Genomic DNA, 17,774 nt, shown 5'->3' on the forward strand with positions numbered 1-17,774 from the left:
TGTGGATCAGCATGTCGATGTTGCGATCATCGGCGGCGGACCTGCGGGCACCGCCGCCGCACTGACGCTGTGCAAGCGCAGCGACATCTCTGTCACCGTCCTTGAACGGGGTGCCTATGCACAGCCGAAAGTCGGCGAATCCCTGTCACCGGGCGTCCGTGGGTTGCTGCAATATCTCGACCTGTGGGACCGGTTCGAACAGGAACAGAGACTCAGCTTGCTAGGAAGCGAGGCGGCGTGGGGCAACGACACGCTTGGCACCATGGACTTTATCCTGACGCTGCACGGCGCAGGCTGGGCGCTCGACCGCCAGCGTTTTGAACAAATGATGGCGGACGAGGTAGAGCGGCGGGGTGTGCCGCTACAAACCGAAACAAGCGTCATGGCCTGCCACCACGATGGTGCAGTCTGGCACCTGGATTTGGGCGATCGTGTCATGACCGCGCGTTACGTGATCGATGCAGCTGGGCGAACATCGCGACTTTCACTGCGGGACGGGGCGCATCGACAACGCAACGACACGCTGATGGCCATCAGCACACGCTGGCCACGCGCGGACGATGCCCGACAGATGACACGCGTCGAAGCCTTCGAAGATGGCTGGTGGTATGCTGCCCCCCTGCCCACTGGGGACACCATTCTGTGCCTGTTCTCGGACGCCGAACGCATACATGCCTTGCGACTGTCGGACCCGCAGGTGTGGGCAGACCACCTGTCACAAACACAGCATATCAAGCCGCTGATCAAAGCGGGTCAGACACAGCTATCACAGCTCGAAACCCTGCCCGCCTTCTCCAGCCTGCTGAGCCGCGGAGATCCAAACACTCCCATGGTGGCCGCAGGGGATGCCATCGCCGCGCGTGACCCGCTATCGTCCTCCGGCATACCCAACGCGATCAGCAGCGGCATCCAGGCAGCCCGCGTAGCCGCCGACTGGCTCTTTGGAACCGGCGCATTGAAACCCGCCTATCTGGACGGTGTGGCGCAGGATCACGCGGCGTATCTGAAAACACATTGGCGAACCTACAGGACCGAAGACAGGTGGGCGGACGCACCGTTCTGGCGCTTCCGCTCTGCGCAGGTGACCAGAGGGCCCGGTGCAAGAGTTTGCGCCGCTCCCAATGGGGATACCTCGCTTTTTGTGCCGGGCCATGTTGCCCGCTGGATTGCAGGCGAAGCGCAACGGCCGACATCACAGCTTGATCTTGTCAGACAGGCCCGCCAGACCTTTCCCGACATCCCGGACGAACGACTGCTGCTTGCCATCGAAGACCTGACAATCGTTGCTGATACAGCCCCGTCAGCCTGACATTATCCCGGCAAACCCCATTTGTCCGTTCCCGTTTGCACGCAGCTTCTCACCCGCGCGGCTCGGGTTCCAGATGGCACGCCATATGTCACGGCAACACCTGTGCGTGAGAACTATGTCACGCCCCTTCTTTTCAAAGGCATCCTGCCCCATTCTCCCTGTCAAGGAGACAGCACATGCCCACTGAACGCATCACATTCCCCGGTCATGCCGGAACCCTCGACGCCCGGCTCGACATGCCCGATGGGCTGCATCTGGCCACAGCCGTCTTTGCTCACTGTTTTACCTGCGGCAAGGATATCCCGGCCGCGCGCCGGATTTCGGCGCGGTTGACCACGATGGGCATCGCCGTGCTGCGCTTTGATTTTACCGGTTTGGGCCACAGCGACGGAGAGTTTGCCAACACCTCCTTCACCTCGAATGTCGAAGACCTTGTGCAAGCCGTCGCATATCTCGAGGCGCGAGGCTTGCCACCCACCCTGATGATCGGCCATTCTCTTGGCGGCGCTGCCGTGCTCAAGGCAACCGCGCGGCTGGATCAGATCAAAGCTGTCGCAACCCTTGGTGCGCCTTTTGACCCCAAACACGTGACGCACAATTTCTCTGACGCCCTGCCCGAGATCATCGCGCAAGGGGAAGCCGAGGTGAACCTGGGTGGCCGTCCCTTCCGCATCGGCAAAGGCTTTGTCGAGGACGTGACCGACGAAGCCCTGCAGCCTGCCATCGCACGGCTCAACGCCGCTCTACTGGTTCTGCACGCCCCGCGCGACACGATCGTCAGCATCGACAACGCGAGCGAGATTTTCCTCGCTGCCAAACATCCCAAAAGCTTCGTCACCCTGGACGATGCAGATCACTTGGTGACCAAGGCAGAACACGCCGAATACGCGGCTGACATCATCTCCACATGGGCCAAGAAGTACCTGCAGCTCAAGCCACCCGCCCCGCCCATCGGCGCACCCGAAGGCATCGTGCGCAGCTCGGAAGCCGATCCAAAGGGGTTCCTACAGGACATCACCCACGGAACGCGCCACCACATCCTCGCGGATGAACCCCGCGCCTATGGCGGCACCAATCAGGGCCTGTCGCCCTATGGCCTGCTGTCGGCCGGTCTGGCGGCCTGTACATCCATGACCATCCGCATGTATGCGCGCCGCAAGGAATGGCCGCTGGATCATGTTCATGTCGATGTCAGCCACAACAAAGTGCATGCGCAGGACGCAGGAACAGGTTCAGGCGACAAGATCGATGAATGGAAGCGTCGGATCAGCCTGACCGGTCGCCTGGACGATGCACAGCGGCAACGACTACTCGAAATCGCGGATAAATGCCCTGTTCACAGAACGTTAGAGCGAACCTCTAAGGTTTTGACTGAACTCGCGCCCGTGGGTGAGGTCTTGGAGATCACCTGAGACTTTACGGGCTCAGATCGGCAACTTGACCCCAAGAATGAAATGAGGCGCGGCCCCTTCAGGGACCGCGCCTCTCATTTGGATCAAGGGAAGGATCAGCCGCGTGCGCGGCCCACCAGTTTCCATGCCGCCGGCAGAACCAGAGCGGCCAGTGCCAGCTTCAGCGCATCACCGATCAGGAACGGTGTCAGACCCCACGCGAGGATCGGCTTGTCCCAGCCATAAAGCTGCCCCAGCCACGCCAGACCGGGCACATAGATCAGCACGTTGCCGATCAGCATCGCCAGCGCCATCCACAGCACCGACCGGTCCCAGCCGCGTTGGGCCAGTGCGCCCAGCGCAACGGTCGCCATCACATATCCAACCAGGTAGCCGCCTGTGCCGCCCATCATGTAGGTCAGGCCAAATTTCTCTGCCGACGATCCGGCAAAGACGTCAAAGCCAAGCGCGCCGACAATCATGTAGCCAATGATCGTGACCAGACCCAGGCGCGCGCCATAGGCCGCACCAATGGTCAGAACGACAAAGGTCCCCATCGTGATCGGAACGGGCCACATTGGCACCTTGATTTTTGCTGCAACTGCAAGAAAGGCAATGCCCAACACCACCAGGGCAACTTGCTTGACGCGCAGCGCCGTACCCTCTGTTGCGCCAAGCATATCGCTCAGCACCTTGTTATTCCACGTCGATTCCATGAGGCCTCACCTGTCAGGTCAAAAAGAAGTGGGCGTGTTGTGCCAAGGGGTCGCGGTTTCTGCAAGTGCAAAGCGGATGTTTGCGATCACATCAGCCCATGCGGCTATATCGGGTCACGCTCAAATAGCCCTTGCGCGGTCCACTCACGTCCCACGTCACATTGAATGAAGGCCAGGCCGTAAAGTCATAGGTTCCGACATAAGTGTCCGGATCACAAAAGTGCTCGGTGCGGCCGCCCGAGCACGGCACCCTGTGAAAGAAACGGCCATCGTCAAAGAACACGAACAGATCCTGTGTCCAGTGGTACTTGCGCTCCGCCTGCATCGGGGCCGCACCTTCCATCTGCAAGACACCTCTTTCGAAATAGTCCAACCCATCTGATACAGGCACCCAGCGGGCCGTTCCCTCAAAGCGGGCCGCAGGCCCGACCGTGTGCGTGATCGTGCGTTCGATGGCCCACTCGCCGGCAAAATCTGCCAACGTACGATCAGTCTGCATAGCTGGCTTCTGTGATGTCTCCGCCCTGCCCCACAAAGCGCAACCTATCCCCCTTGCGATCCATCGTGTAGCACGCCCACATGTCATTCGGCGGCCATTGACTGCAGTACTGATCATCTTCGATGCGCCAATAGCCCCAGCTTTCACGCCCCTTGTAGATATAAAGGGTTCGACCCGACATGCGAAAATCCTGCGTGGTGTCAGGATAGGCCAGCATGCGCCCGGTCAGGGCGTCGCGAATCTGCTCGCCCGTCATAGCCTCCCAATCCTCGGCAGCAGCAGGGCTGCCCATCAGGGTCAAGATCAGGGCAAAGCGTCTCATATGGGGGCCTTCGTCTTGTCGTTCGTCGGGCCTCAGTCTAAGGACGCGGCACGATATCCGACAGTCACAAAAAGGTGCCCCATGATCCCACGTTATTCCCGCCCCGACATGGTTGCGATCTGGGACCCGGCCACCAAGTTCCGCATCTGGTACGAGATCGAGGCCCACGCCTGTGACGCGATGGCCGATCTGGGTGTGATCCCCCGCGAAAACGCGGACGCCGTGTGGAAAGCCAAGGATGTTGAGTTCGACGTCGCCCGCATTGACGAGATCGAAGCGGTGACCAAGCATGACGTCATCGCCTTCCTCACGCATCTGGCCGAACATGTGGGCAGCGACAAGGCGCGTTTTGTGCACCAGGGCATGACCAGCTCAGACGTGCTCGACACCTGCTTCAACGTGCAGCTCACCCGCGCCGCCGACATCCTGATTGCCGATCTCGAAGGGTTGCTCGCCGCCCTCAAACGCCGCGCGTTCGAGCACAAGGACACGCCACGCATCGGACGCAGCCACGGCATCCACGCCGAACCGACGACAATGGGCCTGACCTTTGCCCGCTTCTATGCCGAGATGGACCGCAACCTCAGCCGCATGCGCGACGCGCGGGCCGAGATTGCAACGGGCGCCATCAGCGGTGCCGTCGGCACCTTTGCCAATATCGACCCTGCCGTCGAAGAACATGTGTGCGACAAGCTGGGTCTCGTCCCAGAACCGATCAGCACGCAGGTCATCCCCCGCGACCGCCACGCCGCGTTCTTCGCAACTTTGGGCGTCGTTGCCTCCTCCATCGAAAACGTTGCCGTCGAAATCCGCCATATGCAGCGGACCGAGGTGCTGGAAGGGGCCGAGTTCTTCTCGATGGGCCAAAAGGGCTCGTCGGCGATGCCGCACAAGAAGAACCCGGTTCTGACGGAAAACCTGACGGGCCTCGCCCGCATGGTCCGCTCTGCCGTGATCCCGGCGATGGAAAACGTGGCCCTTTGGCACGAGCGGGACATCAGCCACTCCTCGGTCGAGCGCATGATCGGGCCGGATGCCACGATCACGCTCGACTTCGCCCTTGCCCGTCTGACCAGCGTTGTCGACAAGATGCTGATCTTCCCCGAGAACATGCTGGACAACATGAACAAATTCCCCGGCCTGATGATGAGCCAGCGCGTGCTGCTGGCCCTGACCCAAGCCGGTGTCAGCCGCGAGGATGCCTATACCCTTGTGCAGCGCAACGCGTTGAAGGTCTGGGAACATCGCACAGATTTCAAAGAGGAACTGCTGGGCGATGCGGACGTGACCGCCGCACTGAGCAAGGAAGAGATCGAAGAGAAATTCGACCTTGGCTATCACACCAAGCATGTCGACACGATCTTTGCCCGGGTGTTTGCCGAAGGTTGACCTGCAGGGCGGACGACACGTCCGCCTTACTCATTTTTGATCACACAGCATGCAATAAGGCGCATCAGGATGCGCCTTACTTTGTTTTTATTTTGCGGAATGGCATCTGTGCCCTACCCTTTGTCCACCAAAGACAAAGGAGAGGACAGATGAAGACCAAAACCCTTGTGGTGGCACTGGCGTTCACCCTCGCCCCGACGCTCACCCTCGCCATGGGCTGCAACTATGGCAAACACGACCAACAGGCGATGTCCTGCGCTGCTGGCACCATCTATGACGCCGACAGCAACCGCTGCGTGGCCACGACCGGATAACGCTCACGATTTCGTGATCGCATAAAAATCGGAGGCGCCGGGTTGTCTCTGCATCAAACCCGACGCACCCAATACGGAGACTTCCCATGCTGCGCACCCTGATCCTGACCACGGCCATTGCCCTGCCTTTGGCCCTGCCCACCAGCAGCTTTGCCGCCGGCGGTGACGACAATGCAAAACCGAAGAAGACGGAGACCACCCAAAATTGCCTGCAGGCCCGTCAATGGGATCCAGAGAAAAAGGCCTATGTCCGGTTTTCACAGCCTGTGAACGGTGTGTGGGATGCGACAATCCAGAAATGCGTACGCCCCGACAAGACATCCCATCTGGATGCTGACACGCTCTATAAAGCCGTGCGCGAGCTTGCCTATGCAGGCCGGTACGAGGACGCGATCACCGTGCTAGACCAGATGCCCGATCAAGCGGAAGACCGCGTACTGACCTATCGCGGCTTCACGGCGCGCAAGCAGGGCGAACTTGAGCTGGCCAATGTCTATTACCAGCAGGCCATCGATGCGAACCCCGACAACATCCTTGCCCGGTCGTATATGGGACAAGGCAAAGTGGTCGCAGGGGACAAGGTCGCCGCCCTGACCCAATTGCGCGAGATTCAGGCGCGTGGTGGTGCGGGCACGTGGGCCGAGGAAAGTCTGCGCAACGCCATCGAAAGCGGAACCACCTACAACTATTGATCTCGGATTACGGTTGAGAGATTCTCAACCTTTGCCTGCCAGAACGGTGTTAAATCGCTTCGAGGCAGGACATGACCGATCTGGTACCCGTGTCCGCCACCCCTGCCCCAGTGCAGCAGGGTGGCGGCTTTTCTTCCACCCGCAAAACGCCGTCACTGTCTCGTCGGGCTAAGGCTGCCATCGTCGTGCGCCTGCTTCTGAACGAAGGTGCGGATATCCCTCTCGAAGAATTGCCGGAAGACCTGCAGGCCCACCTGACCAAGGCGATGGGCTCCATGCGGGTGGTCGATCGGGACACGTTGCAGATTGTAGCTGCCGAATTTGCGGAGGATGTTGAGCGCATCGGGCTTAGCCTTCCAGGCAGCATGGCCGGGGCGCTGGATGCGCTTGATGGCAAGATCAGCGCACAGACGGCGGCACGTCTGCGGAAAGAGGCGGGTGTGAAACGCGGTGGCGATCCTTGGCAGCGCATCCGCGAAATGGGACCCGACACCTTGTTGCCGGTGCTCGAGGAAGAGGCGGTGGAGATCGCGGCTGTTATGCTGTCAAAGCTGGACGTAAGCAAGGCAGCCGAACTTTTGGGCTTGCTGCCTGGTCCACGCGCCCGGCAGATCACCTATGCCGTATCGCAGACGGGTGCGGTCACGCCAGAGGCCGTGGAACGGATTGGCCTGTCATTGGCCAGCCAGATGGATGCACAACCCCTACGTGCCTTTGACAATGGACCGGTCGAGCGTGTTGGTGCGATCCTGAACTCCTCGACCTCGACAACCCGCGACGAGATGCTTGCCGGGCTTGAAGAGACGGATGAAGGTTTCGCAACGGCGGTGCGCAAGGCAATCTTCACCTTCGCGAATATCTCGACCCGCATTGCCCCGCGCGACGTGCCGAGAATCCTGCGGAATGTGGAACAGGAGGATCTTGTTATCGCCTTTGCCGGGGCACCGGCCATGGGGCTCGACGCATCTGTCGAATTCGTGCTGAACAACATATCAGCACGCATGGCTGATCAGGTGCGCGAAGAGGTGCAGGAGGCCGACACGCCAAAACCTGCGGATGTCGAAGAGGCGATGGGTAACGTTGTCAAAGCCATCCGTGACATGGAAGCGAGCGGAGACCTGATGCTGATCACGGAGGAAGAAGAGTAAACCTTCGATCCAGATGCGTGGTCTCTGCCCCACGGCACAGCCCACGGAACGAGGACCAAACTGCTGCTCTCGACACAGGTCATGGCACCGCGTAAGCGGCACGGATGTCCGATCATCCAAGCAACCCATCGCGCGCCATTCTACTGACCATCGCGGCCATTTTCTGCTTTGGCGTAATGGACGTCGCGGTCAAGGCAGTATCACCTACGACTGGCACAATCCCCGCCTTGTGGGCGCGCTATGCAGGCCAGATGCTGATCGTACTGCTCCTTGTTGCACCCAGGTTGCGAAACGTTGTGCGCAGCAAATATCCCAAATTACAGATCGCGCGCTCTGTTCTTTTGATGCTTGCCACCTTCTTTTTCTTTTTGGCGCTGGGTCGTATCGGCCTGGCCGAAGCAACTGCAGTTATGGCCCTGAATCCGGTCCTGATCACTTTGGGCGGTACCCTGTTTCTTGGTGAAAGGTTGGGATTGCGTCGCATAGGCGCAATCGTCGCGGCGCTTTTGGGCGCGCTGATCATCATCCGCCCCGGGACGGAGGTGTTCCAACCTGCGGTACTGTTGCCGCTTGTCGCGGCCTTATGCTTTGCCAGCTACACGCTGATCACCCGCCGTGTCGGCGCGGATGAAGACGTCTGGACATCGCTGTTCTACACCGGGCTCATCGGGTCGCTCATTGTTACCAGCCTCGTTCCTTTTCACATGCCACCACTGACATTTCCGTCGATGGCGCTGCTTGGGATGATCGGTGTGTTTGGCACGTTGGGGCAATTGATGCTGATCCGCGCCCTTTCGCCGGCCGAGGCGGGGCTGCTGGCACCGTTCAACTACGTAGGGCTGATTACGGCAGTCATCTGGGGCCTGCTTTTGTTCGACGAATGGCCCGACACCCCGACACTCATCGGCGCGCTTGTGATCGCGGGGGCCGGGATTTATGTCTGGCATCGGGAAACGCGGGCCAATTGACGGCGCGCCCAGAACACGGACCGGTATGCGATACGATCCCGAAGACCTGCCCTGGCGCATCAAGCTCGCCTATCTCGCCACCAACGGGGTTGCGCGAGCCTGTATCGGTGCGGCGCTTGCGCTGCCCTACAGGATGCGGGTGCCCTTCATGGGCTGGATCATGTCGCGCATTGTTGGGCCTGCGGCAGGGTTTCAACGCCGCGCAGTCGAACATGTTGCTTTTGCAATGCCGCATCTGCCGCACGCCGAACACCAGCGCATCGCACGCGACAGCCTTGGAAATGTTGGGCGCACCCTGATCGAAAACTATTCGACGCGCATCCTGCTGGACCGTCAAAAGGAAGCAACCATCGACGGCCCCGGATATGAAGCGATGGTCCAGGCAGCCGCGAACGGACAACCGGTCATTCTCGTGACAGGGCATTTCGGGAATTACGAAGCACTGCGCGCCGCCCTTGTAGGGCGCGGGTTCAAGGTGGGCGGGCTCTACCGCGACATGTCGAACCCCTATTTCAACACCCACTACGTGCGCACCATGCAGGCGTTTGGTGGGCCGGTGTTTCCGCAAGGGCGCAAAGGCACGGCAGGCTTTGTGCGTCACCTGAAGGCAGGCGGTCAACTCGTCCTGCTGTTCGATCAACACGTATTTCAGGCACCTGTGCTGAAGTTTCTCGGGCACCCGGCCCACACAGCGATTTCGGCCGCCGAACTGGCCCTGCGCTACAATGCGGTGCTGATCCCATTCTACGGGATTCGGATTGCTGATGGGCTGAATTTCGATTGCGTCATGGAAGCACCGATCCCCCACTCCGATCCGCTGACAATGACGCAGGCCATGAATGACAGTATCAGTTCCCGGATCCAGGCGAATCCAGAACAATGGCTTTGGGTTGCACGCCGCTGGCGCGTCAAAGCCCGCTGACCCGTGACTACCTAAGTTGAGCCGCCGCCAGAATGGGACCACTCAGCCCCTTCTGAACCATGACAACCAACGGCTTTTCACCGGGCGCATCCGCTTTGATCTTCAGGTCTGTGATGCCATCCCACTCCTGCAGGATTTTCCAATCCTCCGTGACATTGGCATAGGATATGGTGTGGCCCGCGTTTTCGCCGCGCGTAATGCGCGCCGTCCGCTCGCGCGTGTAGCGCAGCATTTGCACCACCAGCGGACCGTTTGACGCGCTACTCTGGGCGACAATCTGCACGCTTTCGCCATCGCGGGTAACTTCCAATGAAACGGGCGTAGACTTTTCCGCATATTCCATAATCAAACGCGACAATTCCATGGGGCGTGCACCAACGATGTCGGTCTGCCCATTTATGATCATCTGCGGCGTATAGACGGACCGGCGTCCGGCCTCGACCGCATAACCGCGCTGCCGCTTGGCATAGGCAGGGTCCGCGAACTCGTCTTTCCAGCCAATGTAATCCCAGTAATCCACGTGCAGCGCCAGGGCGATCACGTCATCCCGTTTGGCCAGTTCATGCATAAGCTTGTCCGCCGGTGGGCACGACGAACACCCTTGCGAGGTAAACAGTTCGACCACCACGGGCGACTGTGCGACAGCGGGGCTGACCAAGCTTGCAAATGCCGCAAAGGCAATGGGGATGAAACGATGCATCAAGGGGGCGCACTACCTGTCTGGTTCGATTTTGTCCTGTACCGCTTAATTATGAAAGACTTTCCCAAATCGCCAATCAAGGTTTGTTGAGCGTATGTGACAGTCGGATCACAACATTGCGCACGAAAACTGTATGCAAAGGTATACAAAATCGTCGCACAGCGCTCAAATGCAGTTGATCGCAACCGTCTATTTAGGGCATGACGCTCGCAAATCATTGCCCCATCCGTTTCAGGAAAGGAAAATCCCCCATGCCCATCACCGTTGGTCACGATACATCGAAGGCGCGCAAGACGCTGACCGTTGGCAGCCAGTCCATCGATTACTATTCAATCCCTGCAGCAACTGACGCGGGCCTGGGTGATTTCTCCAAACTGCCCGCCGCGCTTAAGGTGGTGCTGGAAAACATGCTGCGCTTCGAAGACGGCAAGACCGTCAGCGTCGATGACATCAAGGCGTTCGCCGAATGGGGCACCAAGGGCGGCAAGAACCCCCGCGAGATTGCCTACCGCCCTGCCCGCGTACTGATGCAGGACTTTACCGGCGTGCCTGCGGTCGTGGACCTTGCCGCCATGCGCGACGGTCTGGTGGCTCTGGGTGGTGACCCGGAAAAAATCAACCCGCTGAACCCCGTTGATCTGGTCATCGACCACTCGGTCATGATCGACGAATTTGGCAACCCCCGGGCCTTCCAGATGAACGTGGACCGCGAATACGAACGGAACATGGAGCGGTATACCTTCCTCAAATGGGGCCAGAACGCCTTTAACAACTTCCGCGTCGTGCCCCCCGGCACCGGCATCTGCCACCAGGTGAACCTTGAATACCTGGCCCAGACTGTCTGGACGGACACCGACCAGAACGGCAATGAAGTCGCTTACCCCGACACGCTTGTCGGCACCGACAGCCACACCACCATGGTCAACGGCGCGGCTGTTCTGGGCTGGGGTGTTGGCGGCATCGAGGCTGAGGCGGCGATGCTGGGTCAGCCGATCTCAATGCTGATCCCCGAAGTTGTTGGATTTGAACTGACTGGCTCCATGGTCGAAGGCACGACCGGCACCGACCTCGTGCTGAAAGTCGTTGAAATGCTGCGGGCCAAGGGCGTGGTCGGCAAGTTTGTCGAATTCTACGGCGAAGGCCTGAACCGCCTACCGCTGGCCGACCGGGCAACCATCGCCAACATGGCCCCCGAATACGGCGCCACCTGCGGCTTCTTCCCGATTGATGACGAAACCCTGCGTTACCTGCGCAACACCGGTCGCGACGAAGACCGCGTGGCGCTGGTCGAAACCTATGCCAAGGAAAACGGGTTCTGGCGTGGCGACGACTACGCGCCCATCTACACCGACACACTGCACCTTGACATGGGCACCATCGTACCCGCTATCTCGGGCCCCAAGCGCCCGCAGGACTATGTGGCACTGACAGACGGCCAAAACGCATTCCGCAAGGAAATGGAAGAGACATTCAAGCGCCCCATGGGCAAGGAAGTCGCGGTCGACGGCGAAGACTACACCATGGAATCGGGCAAGGTTGTGATCGCCTCGATCACATCGTGCACCAACACCTCGAACCCCTACGTGATGATCGGTGCGGGCCTTGTGGCACGCAAGGCCGCCGCGCTGGGTCTGGACCGCAAACCATGGGTCAAAACCTCGCTCGCCCCCGGCTCGCAGGTTGTGTCTGCCTATCTCGAAGCCGCGGGCCTGCAAGAAGATCTGGACAAGATCGGCTTCAACCTCGTGGGCTATGGCTGCACCACCTGCATCGGCAACTCGGGCCCCATTCAGGCGGAACTGTCCAAGGCCATTGCAGACGGCGATCTGGTCGCCACCTCTGTGCTGTCGGGCAACCGCAACTTCGAGGGCCGGATTTCACCCGACGTGCGCGCGAACTACCTCGCCTCCCCACCCCTCGTGGTGGCGTACGCGCTGGCAGGGACATTGGACATCGACCTGACATCCGAACCACTGGGACAGGACAAGGACGGCAACGACGTCTTCCTGAAAGACATCTGGCCCAGCAGCCAGGAAATCGCCGAACTGGTCGAAGCGACCGTGACCCGCGAGGCGTTCCTGATCAAATACGCGGACGTCTTCAAAGGGGACGAAAAGTGGCAGGGCGTGGAAACGACCGACCAGAAAACCTATGACTGGCCGCCGCAATCGACCTACGTCCAGAACCCGCCCTACTTCCAGGGCATGTCGCCCGAGCCGGGAGTGATCACCAATATTGAGAACGCCAAGGTTCTGGCCGTCCTCGGCGACATGATCACAACCGACCACATCAGCCCGGCGGGGTCTTTCAAGGAAAGCACACCCGCAGGTCGCTACCTGACAGACCGGCAAGTTGCCCCACGCGAATTCAACTCCTATGGCTCGCGTCGCGGCAATCACGAGATCATGATGCGCGGCACTTTCGCCAACATCCGCATCAAGAACGAGATGCTGGATGGTGTCGAAGGCGGCTACACCAAGGGGCCCGATGGCGCGCAAACCTCGATTTTCGAGGCGTCGATGGCGCATCAGGAAAACGGCACCCCGCTGGTGATCTTCGGCGGTGAACAATACGGCGCCGGGTCATCCCGCGACTGGGCGGCCAAGGGCACGGCCCTGCTGGGCGTCAAGGCGGTCATCGCGGAAAGCTTCGAACGCATCCACCGCTCAAACCTCGTGGGCATGGGCGTCATCCCGTTCGAATTCACAAACGGCGACACCCGCAAGTCTCTTGGCCTGACAGGCGACGAAACCGTCTCCATCTCCGGCCTCGACACGATCCAGCCGCTTCAAGAAGTGCCCTGCACCATCACCAAAGCCGACGGCACAGTGCACGAGATCATGCTGAAATGCCGGATCGATACCGCGATCGAGATCGAATACATCGAACATGGCGGCGTTCTGCACTACGTGTTGCGCAACCTTGCATCTGCCGCGTAAGCCGGATTTTATACTACCAGAACGGGCGTCCCTCGGGGCGCCCTTTTTGTTGGGAGCTGCCTATGAAAACCGCACTTGTCACCGGCGCCGCACGCGGGCTGGGCCGCGCCATCGCCGCCGACCTCGCACAGGATCATCATGTCGCCATCACATGGCGCGGCACCAACCCGGCAAGTCTATTGGCCGACCATCCCGACATTGCCGCCTTCCAAGTGGACCTGGCAGACCCCGGTGCGACAGCAGCCCTGCCCCGGAAAGTCATTGATCGCTTCGGCAACCTCGACCTGATCGTGAACAACGCGGGCAGCATCTTGACCGATGATGCGGAAAACTACGATGCCCAAACGGTTGAAACCAATTTCAATGTCAACGTGAACGCCCCCATGGGGCTGGTCGCGGCGGCGCTGGAACACCTGCAACCCGGTGCCGCCATCGTCAACATCTCCTCGCAAAATGCCCGCCTGCCCGCAATGATCGCGCACAGCTATTCCGCCAGCAAAGCCGCCGTCGACACCTGGACCAGGATCGCGGCCAAGACCCTGGGGCCGAAAGGTATTCGTGTGAACGCCGTCGCCCCAGGTGCCGTCAACACACCCGAAGCGACCCGCCCAGAAGACATCACAGAAATGATCACCAAGGACACAGCACTCGGCCGACTTGCCAAACCCGAGGATATCGCCGCCGCCGTCCGCTTCCTCGCCTCCGACGCAGCAACGGGCATCACGGGCGTCATCCTCGACGTCAACGGAGGCTACCGCCTCTAACACGCACCCGTCCCGTTCCTCTTGCCTCGTCGCGGATACGCACATCAATCAGGCAAAAGACAACAACCTGAAAGAGAATTTCAAAGCGCTGAATTGAACTGAGATACAAATCATTGCGAAAATTCCGGAATCAATTTAATTGTTGAATATAAATTGAGCTATTTTTTTACTTTTTAGAACTGGGGGAAGGTTATGAAAAAGCTATTTGCTACTGCTCTTTTTTGCACAATTTTCGCAAGCGCAGCATCAGCGGTCACCATCAACTTCTACGACTTTGACGAGGGCGATGTGCTGGGTATTGGCACAGACCTTGGTGATGGTGTCCTTGCCGACGTCACGGCAATCGGCGGCATCGCACAAGCGGTTGTTTTTGACACCGCCCGCGGAACCGTCAGCACCGGAAATGACCCGGACTTGACGTCGCCCTTCACCAACGCCGAGGACAGCAGCGATCGGCGCGGCTTTGGAAATGCTCTGATCGTCCAGGAAAACGCAACCGGTGGACCGGACGATGTTGTCGGTGGATCTCTGATCTTCAACTTCGACGCGCTGTGGTCTTTCGCGTCGCTGTTCCTACTCGATGCCGAAGTGGGCACAAGCGCAACGCTTTTCAACGGAAGCGACGAAGTGATGTCGTTCACTCTGAACTCTGGCAACGAATCCGAAACGGGCAGTAATCCACGAAACAACGAATTCACGCTGCTTGGTTTTGCCGGGGCAGTCGGAGATACTCTTCGGATTGACTTCGCCGGGTCAGGCGCACTTGGGGAGTTCGAAGTCAGCGCTGTGCCGCTTCCGGCAGGGCTTTCACTGCTCCTGGCAGGGCTCGGGGCCCTGGTATTGGTGCGGAGGCGTCAAACAGCCTAGACGAATTCGGACCGAAAAAACGCCGCAGCATCGGCTGCGGTGTTTTGCACAGGGTTATTTGCCTTGGGCTTCCTCGAGCGCAGGCAGAAACCGGTTCTCGTAGTCCGATCCCACAAGCGGCCCCTGATAGCGGAACAGCACCGTCCCCTCGCCGTCCAAGATGAAGGTTTCCGGCGGGGCCGTGACCCCCCAGTCGATGGCCGACCGCGCCGCCGGATCAAAAGCGACGGCGACAAAAGGATTGCCATCCTCATCCAGATACCGAGACGCAGGACCTTCGGTATCGCGGAAATTCACCCCGATGATCGGAACGCCCTCCGCTGCCATCTCCAACAGCTTCGGATGCTCGGCACGGCATGGCGGGCACCAAGAGGCCCAGAAGTTCACCAGCGTCACCTCACCCCGGGCCAAGTCTCCCTCGGCAACAGGGGTGTAGTCCGCCAATTGCGAATCCGTAAGCGGCGGTGCAGGTGCGCCCACGCGGGTCGAGGGCAATTTATCCGGGTTGTCCCGGAACATCCCCACCGCGGCCAACGCGACGAAGCCAGCAAAAATCCCGATGGGCGCTAACATGAGCGGAGAGATTTTAGCCATTCCGCCCGCTCCGCTTTTCCACCGCATCCATCTCGGCCCGCACACGACGGCCTCGCCACAGGGTCAACACCACGATGCCCACCAGCAAAACAATAGACACGGCATAGGCCGACAGCACGGCATCGGCGTATTTCCCAAGATCAGGCATCACGCCCCCTCCGCATGCAGGCCGGCGCTGCGCGCCTCCCGTGCGATCAATGCCCGCGTCCGACGCAGCCGGATTTCGGTCCCCGTGCGGTACAGGACCAGCGCCAGAAACAGCAGGACAAAGCCCCCGATGCACACCAACAAGGGGATATAGAACACGTCGGCCACGTTCTCTTCCTTGTCCAGCGACAGCGACGCGCCCTGGTGCAGGCCCTGGTTCCAGAACAGCACCGCATAGCGGCTCAATACGGCAAAGACGGTGCCCACTAGACACAGGATCGCTGTCAGATCGGCAGCTGTATCGGGGTCCTCGATCGCCTCCCACAAGGCGACATAACCAAGATAGAACAGGAACAGGATCAGAAAGGATGTCAGGCGCGGATCCCACGCCCACCACGTTCCCCACATCGGCTGCCCCCATATCGCCCCGGTCAAAAGGGCAATCAGCGTCATCACGATCCCCACAGGTGCGGCCGCCTTGGCCGCCAACGCCGACACATGGTGCCGCCGCACAATCCAGATCAGGGACGCCACCAGCATCATGAACCACGCATTGATCGCCATCAGGGCCGCCGGCACGTGCAGATAGATGATCTTGACGGTTGATCCCTGCCGGAAATCATCCGCAGTAAAAAAGAACCCCCATATCAGCCCGACGGCCAAGCAGACCGCAGCGCCAGCCCACAACCACGGCTGCACTCTTTCGCTTAGGCGCAGAAACTTGACCGGATTCGCATATTCCCAAAGTGACATGACGGTTATCTACGCGCTCGCGCGCCCCTTCTCAATCGACATCCACGTTACCGCAGGTTCACCCGCAGCACAGCCCCTGCGGCAAATGGCATCGCCGCCAGCACCGCCAACGTGATCCCGGCCAGTAAGAACAGCGGCGTGCTCGAATCAAGACCCTGCGCCGCGCGACGCGCTGCCTCTGCGCCAAAGATCAGCGTCGGCACGTAAAGCGGCAAAACCAAGAGAGACAACAACAGCCCCCCACGCTTGATCCCTACGGTCAGCGCGGCGCCAAAGGCCCCGATCATCGACAAGGCCGGCGTCCCAAGCGCAAGGCTTAACACAAGCACGCCATATCCCGACGGGGCCAAGTTCAACAGCACGCCCAAAACGGGTGCGGCCAGCACTAAAGGCAAGCCAGTGGTTACCCAATGCGCCGCCGCCTTCACAGCAACGATGCCCTCAAGTGGCAAGGGGGATGTCGCCAGCAAATCCAGCGCCCCATCCTCCCAATCCACGGCCAACAGGCGATCCAACGACAGCAGGCATGCCAGCAAAGCACCAAGCCACAGCACCCCCGGCGCAATCTGGGTCAGCAGCGCCGATTGCGGCCCCACACTGAAAGGCACCAGCACAACAACAATCAGAAAAAACGCCAGCCCAAGGCCAAAACCGCCCCCAGCCCGCAGCGCCAGCGCGAGGTCACGGAAAAACAGCGCTCTCACAGAAACGCCTCGTCGGCCGACGCCATCTGCGCCGCCGCCGCGCGAAAGCCCGAGACATCCAATGTCTCCGCCTCGATCCCCAGATCGATATGGGTCGCCATCAACGCCGACCCGCCGCGCGCCAAATGCCCACGCACCGCATCAGCAAAAAGCGCAACCGAAGCGGCATCCAAGGACACGGTCGGCTCATCCAGAACCCACACATCACGTCCGGTGACCATCAACCGCGCAAGACCCAAACGCCGCTTCTGCCCCGCCGACAACTGTCCAGCGCGACGGGCCACCAGGTCTTCCAGATCAAACGCCGCCAAGGCCGGGGCAATGTCGGATTGCCCAAACACCGACGCCCAGAACGCCAGGTTCTCGGCAACGCTCAGCGCTCCCTTCAACCCATCCGCATGGGCGGCATAGGCGATCCTGTCCTCCGCGCCTGTCACCTGCCCCGCCAGCGGTACCTGCAACCCAGCGACAGTACGCAACAACGTGGTCTTGCCGGACCCATTGGGGCCGCGCAACACCAGCGCCTGCCCGGCAGAAACGGCAAAAGACACGCCCGCCAGAACCGGCACACCGCCGCGGCCCACGGCCAGATCAGTGACTTTCAACTCCATGGCTTATGGCTAACCGATTGAGTGA

At 60.2% G+C, this 17,774-nt stretch carries 20 protein-coding genes; 11 read left to right on the forward strand and 9 right to left on the reverse strand.

What is annotated here, in order from left to right:
• Position 1: 1 nt before the first annotated feature.
• Complete coding sequence (locus tag Q1A75_RS04320) at positions 2-1,309, forward strand: tryptophan 7-halogenase (protein ID WP_299549432.1); 1,308 nt, start codon at positions 2-4, stop codon at positions 1,307-1,309.
• Positions 1,310-1,485: 176 nt separating this feature from the next.
• Entirely contained in the window at positions 1,486-2,721 is a 1,236-nt protein-coding gene (locus Q1A75_RS04325; protein WP_299549434.1) for a bifunctional alpha/beta hydrolase/OsmC family protein, read from the forward strand.
• 95 nt (positions 2,722-2,816) lie between these two features.
• On the opposite strand, the gene Q1A75_RS04330 is transcribed toward Q1A75_RS04325, so the two are convergent.
• The 3 genes from Q1A75_RS04330 to Q1A75_RS04340 form a co-directional block, all read right to left on the reverse strand.
• A complete protein-coding gene (locus Q1A75_RS04330) occupies positions 2,817-3,416 on the reverse strand; it encodes a biotin transporter BioY (protein ID WP_299549436.1) in 600 nt (199 codons plus the stop codon).
• A gap of 91 nt (positions 3,417-3,507) precedes the next feature.
• Positions 3,508-3,915 carry a DUF6314 family protein gene (locus tag Q1A75_RS04335; RefSeq protein ID WP_299549439.1) on the reverse strand — a complete coding sequence of 136 codons (408 nt, stop codon included), beginning with the start codon at positions 3,913-3,915 and terminating at the stop codon, positions 3,508-3,510.
• A complete protein-coding gene (locus Q1A75_RS04340; RefSeq protein WP_299549442.1) occupies positions 3,905-4,237 on the reverse strand; it encodes a hypothetical protein in 333 nt (110 codons plus the stop codon). The genes Q1A75_RS04335 and Q1A75_RS04340 overlap by 11 nt, the downstream gene beginning before the upstream one ends.
• 81 nt (positions 4,238-4,318) lie before the next feature.
• Between Q1A75_RS04340 and purB the strand changes: the two genes are divergently transcribed.
• From purB to Q1A75_RS04370, 6 genes are all read left to right on the forward strand, one after another.
• Positions 4,319-5,626, forward strand: a complete 1,308-nt coding sequence (gene purB / locus Q1A75_RS04345) for an adenylosuccinate lyase (protein WP_299549445.1) — start codon at positions 4,319-4,321, stop codon at positions 5,624-5,626.
• Between the two features lie 149 nt (positions 5,627-5,775).
• Positions 5,776-5,940, forward strand: a complete 165-nt coding sequence (locus Q1A75_RS04350) for a hypothetical protein (RefSeq protein WP_299549447.1) — start codon at positions 5,776-5,778, stop codon at positions 5,938-5,940.
• A gap of 86 nt (positions 5,941-6,026) precedes the next feature.
• Complete coding sequence (locus tag Q1A75_RS04355; protein ID WP_299549449.1) at positions 6,027-6,632, forward strand: hypothetical protein; 606 nt, start codon at positions 6,027-6,029, stop codon at positions 6,630-6,632.
• 71 nt (positions 6,633-6,703) lie between these two features.
• Entirely contained in the window at positions 6,704-7,780 is a 1,077-nt protein-coding gene (locus tag Q1A75_RS04360; protein WP_299549450.1) for a FliG C-terminal domain-containing protein, read from the forward strand.
• Positions 7,781-7,884: 104 nt separating this feature from the next.
• Entirely contained in the window at positions 7,885-8,748 is an 864-nt protein-coding gene (locus Q1A75_RS04365; protein ID WP_299549451.1) for a DMT family transporter, read from the forward strand.
• A gap of 25 nt (positions 8,749-8,773) precedes the next feature.
• Positions 8,774-9,670, forward strand: a complete 897-nt coding sequence (locus Q1A75_RS04370; protein ID WP_299549452.1) for a lysophospholipid acyltransferase family protein — start codon at positions 8,774-8,776, stop codon at positions 9,668-9,670.
• Between the two features lie 7 nt (positions 9,671-9,677).
• Here Q1A75_RS04370 and Q1A75_RS04375 read toward each other — a convergent pair whose 3' ends face one another.
• Positions 9,678-10,370 (reverse strand): thioredoxin family protein, encoded by a 693-nt coding sequence (locus tag Q1A75_RS04375; protein ID WP_299549455.1) that lies wholly within the window; start codon positions 10,368-10,370, stop codon positions 9,678-9,680.
• A gap of 251 nt (positions 10,371-10,621) precedes the next feature.
• Between Q1A75_RS04375 and acnA the strand changes: the two genes are divergently transcribed.
• The 3 genes from acnA to Q1A75_RS04390 all read left to right on the forward strand — a co-directional run bounded on the left by acnA (position 10,622) and on the right by Q1A75_RS04390 (position 14,940).
• The gene (acnA, locus tag Q1A75_RS04380) at positions 10,622-13,309 is read left to right on the forward strand and encodes an aconitate hydratase AcnA (protein WP_299549458.1); all 2,688 of its coding nucleotides are present in this window, start codon (positions 10,622-10,624) and stop codon (positions 13,307-13,309) included.
• A 62-nt stretch (positions 13,310-13,371) separates the two neighbouring features.
• Entirely contained in the window at positions 13,372-14,073 is a 702-nt protein-coding gene (locus tag Q1A75_RS04385; protein ID WP_299549461.1) for an SDR family oxidoreductase, read from the forward strand.
• A gap of 192 nt (positions 14,074-14,265) precedes the next feature.
• Complete coding sequence (locus tag Q1A75_RS04390; RefSeq protein WP_299549464.1) at positions 14,266-14,940, forward strand: VPLPA-CTERM sorting domain-containing protein; 675 nt, start codon at positions 14,266-14,268, stop codon at positions 14,938-14,940.
• A 54-nt stretch (positions 14,941-14,994) separates the two neighbouring features.
• On the opposite strand, the gene Q1A75_RS04395 is transcribed toward Q1A75_RS04390, so the two are convergent.
• From Q1A75_RS04395 to ccmA, 5 genes are read right to left on the reverse strand one after another with little or no spacing between them, the layout of a single operon-like run.
• A complete protein-coding gene (locus Q1A75_RS04395; RefSeq protein WP_299549467.1) occupies positions 14,995-15,534 on the reverse strand; it encodes a DsbE family thiol:disulfide interchange protein in 540 nt (179 codons plus the stop codon).
• Entirely contained in the window at positions 15,527-15,682 is a 156-nt protein-coding gene (gene ccmD / locus Q1A75_RS04400; RefSeq protein WP_299206732.1) for a heme exporter protein CcmD, read from the reverse strand. Before ccmD ends, Q1A75_RS04395 begins: the two co-directional genes overlap by 8 nt.
• Positions 15,682-16,434, reverse strand: a complete 753-nt coding sequence (locus tag Q1A75_RS04405; protein WP_299549470.1) for a heme ABC transporter permease — start codon at positions 16,432-16,434, stop codon at positions 15,682-15,684. The genes ccmD and Q1A75_RS04405 overlap by 1 nt, the downstream gene beginning before the upstream one ends.
• A 47-nt stretch (positions 16,435-16,481) precedes the next feature.
• Entirely contained in the window at positions 16,482-17,138 is a 657-nt protein-coding gene (gene ccmB / locus Q1A75_RS04410) for a heme exporter protein CcmB (RefSeq protein ID WP_299549473.1), read from the reverse strand.
• On the reverse strand, positions 17,135-17,749 hold the full coding sequence (gene ccmA / locus Q1A75_RS04415; protein ID WP_299549476.1) for a heme ABC exporter ATP-binding protein CcmA: 615 nt from the start codon (positions 17,747-17,749) through the stop codon (positions 17,135-17,137). Before ccmA ends, ccmB begins: the two co-directional genes overlap by 4 nt.
• Positions 17,750-17,774: the final 25 nt, after the last annotated feature.

This window comes from uncultured Tateyamaria sp. (assembly GCF_947504105.1).
Lineage (GTDB): Bacteria > Pseudomonadota > Alphaproteobacteria > Rhodobacterales > Rhodobacteraceae > Tateyamaria.

Bases quoted from the DNA above. Each gene is read 5' to 3' on its own strand.
- Q1A75_RS04335 (WP_299549439.1), bottom strand. From the start codon at position 3,915: ATGCAGACTGATCGTACGTTGGCAGATTTTGCCGGCGAGTGGGCCATC.
- acnA (WP_299549458.1), top strand. From the start codon at position 10,622: ATGCCCATCACCGTTGGTCACGATACATCGAAGGCGCGCAAGACGCTG.
- Q1A75_RS04360 (WP_299549450.1), top strand. From the start codon at position 6,704: ATGACCGATCTGGTACCCGTGTCCGCCACCCCTGCCCCAGTGCAGCAG.
- Q1A75_RS04365 (WP_299549451.1), top strand. From the start codon at position 7,885: ATGTCCGATCATCCAAGCAACCCATCGCGCGCCATTCTACTGACCATC.
- Q1A75_RS04405 (WP_299549470.1), bottom strand. From the start codon at position 16,434: ATGTCACTTTGGGAATATGCGAATCCGGTCAAGTTTCTGCGCCTAAGC.
- Q1A75_RS04355 (WP_299549449.1), top strand. From the start codon at position 6,027: ATGCTGCGCACCCTGATCCTGACCACGGCCATTGCCCTGCCTTTGGCC.
- Q1A75_RS04350 (WP_299549447.1), top strand. From the start codon at position 5,776: ATGAAGACCAAAACCCTTGTGGTGGCACTGGCGTTCACCCTCGCCCCG.
- Q1A75_RS04325 (WP_299549434.1), top strand. From the start codon at position 1,486: ATGCCCACTGAACGCATCACATTCCCCGGTCATGCCGGAACCCTCGAC.
- Q1A75_RS04370 (WP_299549452.1), top strand. From the start codon at position 8,774: ATGCGATACGATCCCGAAGACCTGCCCTGGCGCATCAAGCTCGCCTAT.
- ccmD (WP_299206732.1), bottom strand. From the start codon at position 15,682: ATGCCTGATCTTGGGAAATACGCCGATGCCGTGCTGTCGGCCTATGCC.
- Q1A75_RS04340 (WP_299549442.1), bottom strand. From the start codon at position 4,237: ATGAGACGCTTTGCCCTGATCTTGACCCTGATGGGCAGCCCTGCTGCT.
- purB (WP_299549445.1), top strand. From the start codon at position 4,319: ATGATCCCACGTTATTCCCGCCCCGACATGGTTGCGATCTGGGACCCG.
- Q1A75_RS04330 (WP_299549436.1), bottom strand. From the start codon at position 3,416: ATGGAATCGACGTGGAATAACAAGGTGCTGAGCGATATGCTTGGCGCA.
- Q1A75_RS04375 (WP_299549455.1), bottom strand. From the start codon at position 10,370: ATGCATCGTTTCATCCCCATTGCCTTTGCGGCATTTGCAAGCTTGGTC.
- ccmA (WP_299549476.1), bottom strand. From the start codon at position 17,749: ATGGAGTTGAAAGTCACTGATCTGGCCGTGGGCCGCGGCGGTGTGCCG.
- Q1A75_RS04395 (WP_299549467.1), bottom strand. From the start codon at position 15,534: ATGGCTAAAATCTCTCCGCTCATGTTAGCGCCCATCGGGATTTTTGCT.
- Q1A75_RS04390 (WP_299549464.1), top strand. From the start codon at position 14,266: ATGAAAAAGCTATTTGCTACTGCTCTTTTTTGCACAATTTTCGCAAGC.
- Q1A75_RS04385 (WP_299549461.1), top strand. From the start codon at position 13,372: ATGAAAACCGCACTTGTCACCGGCGCCGCACGCGGGCTGGGCCGCGCC.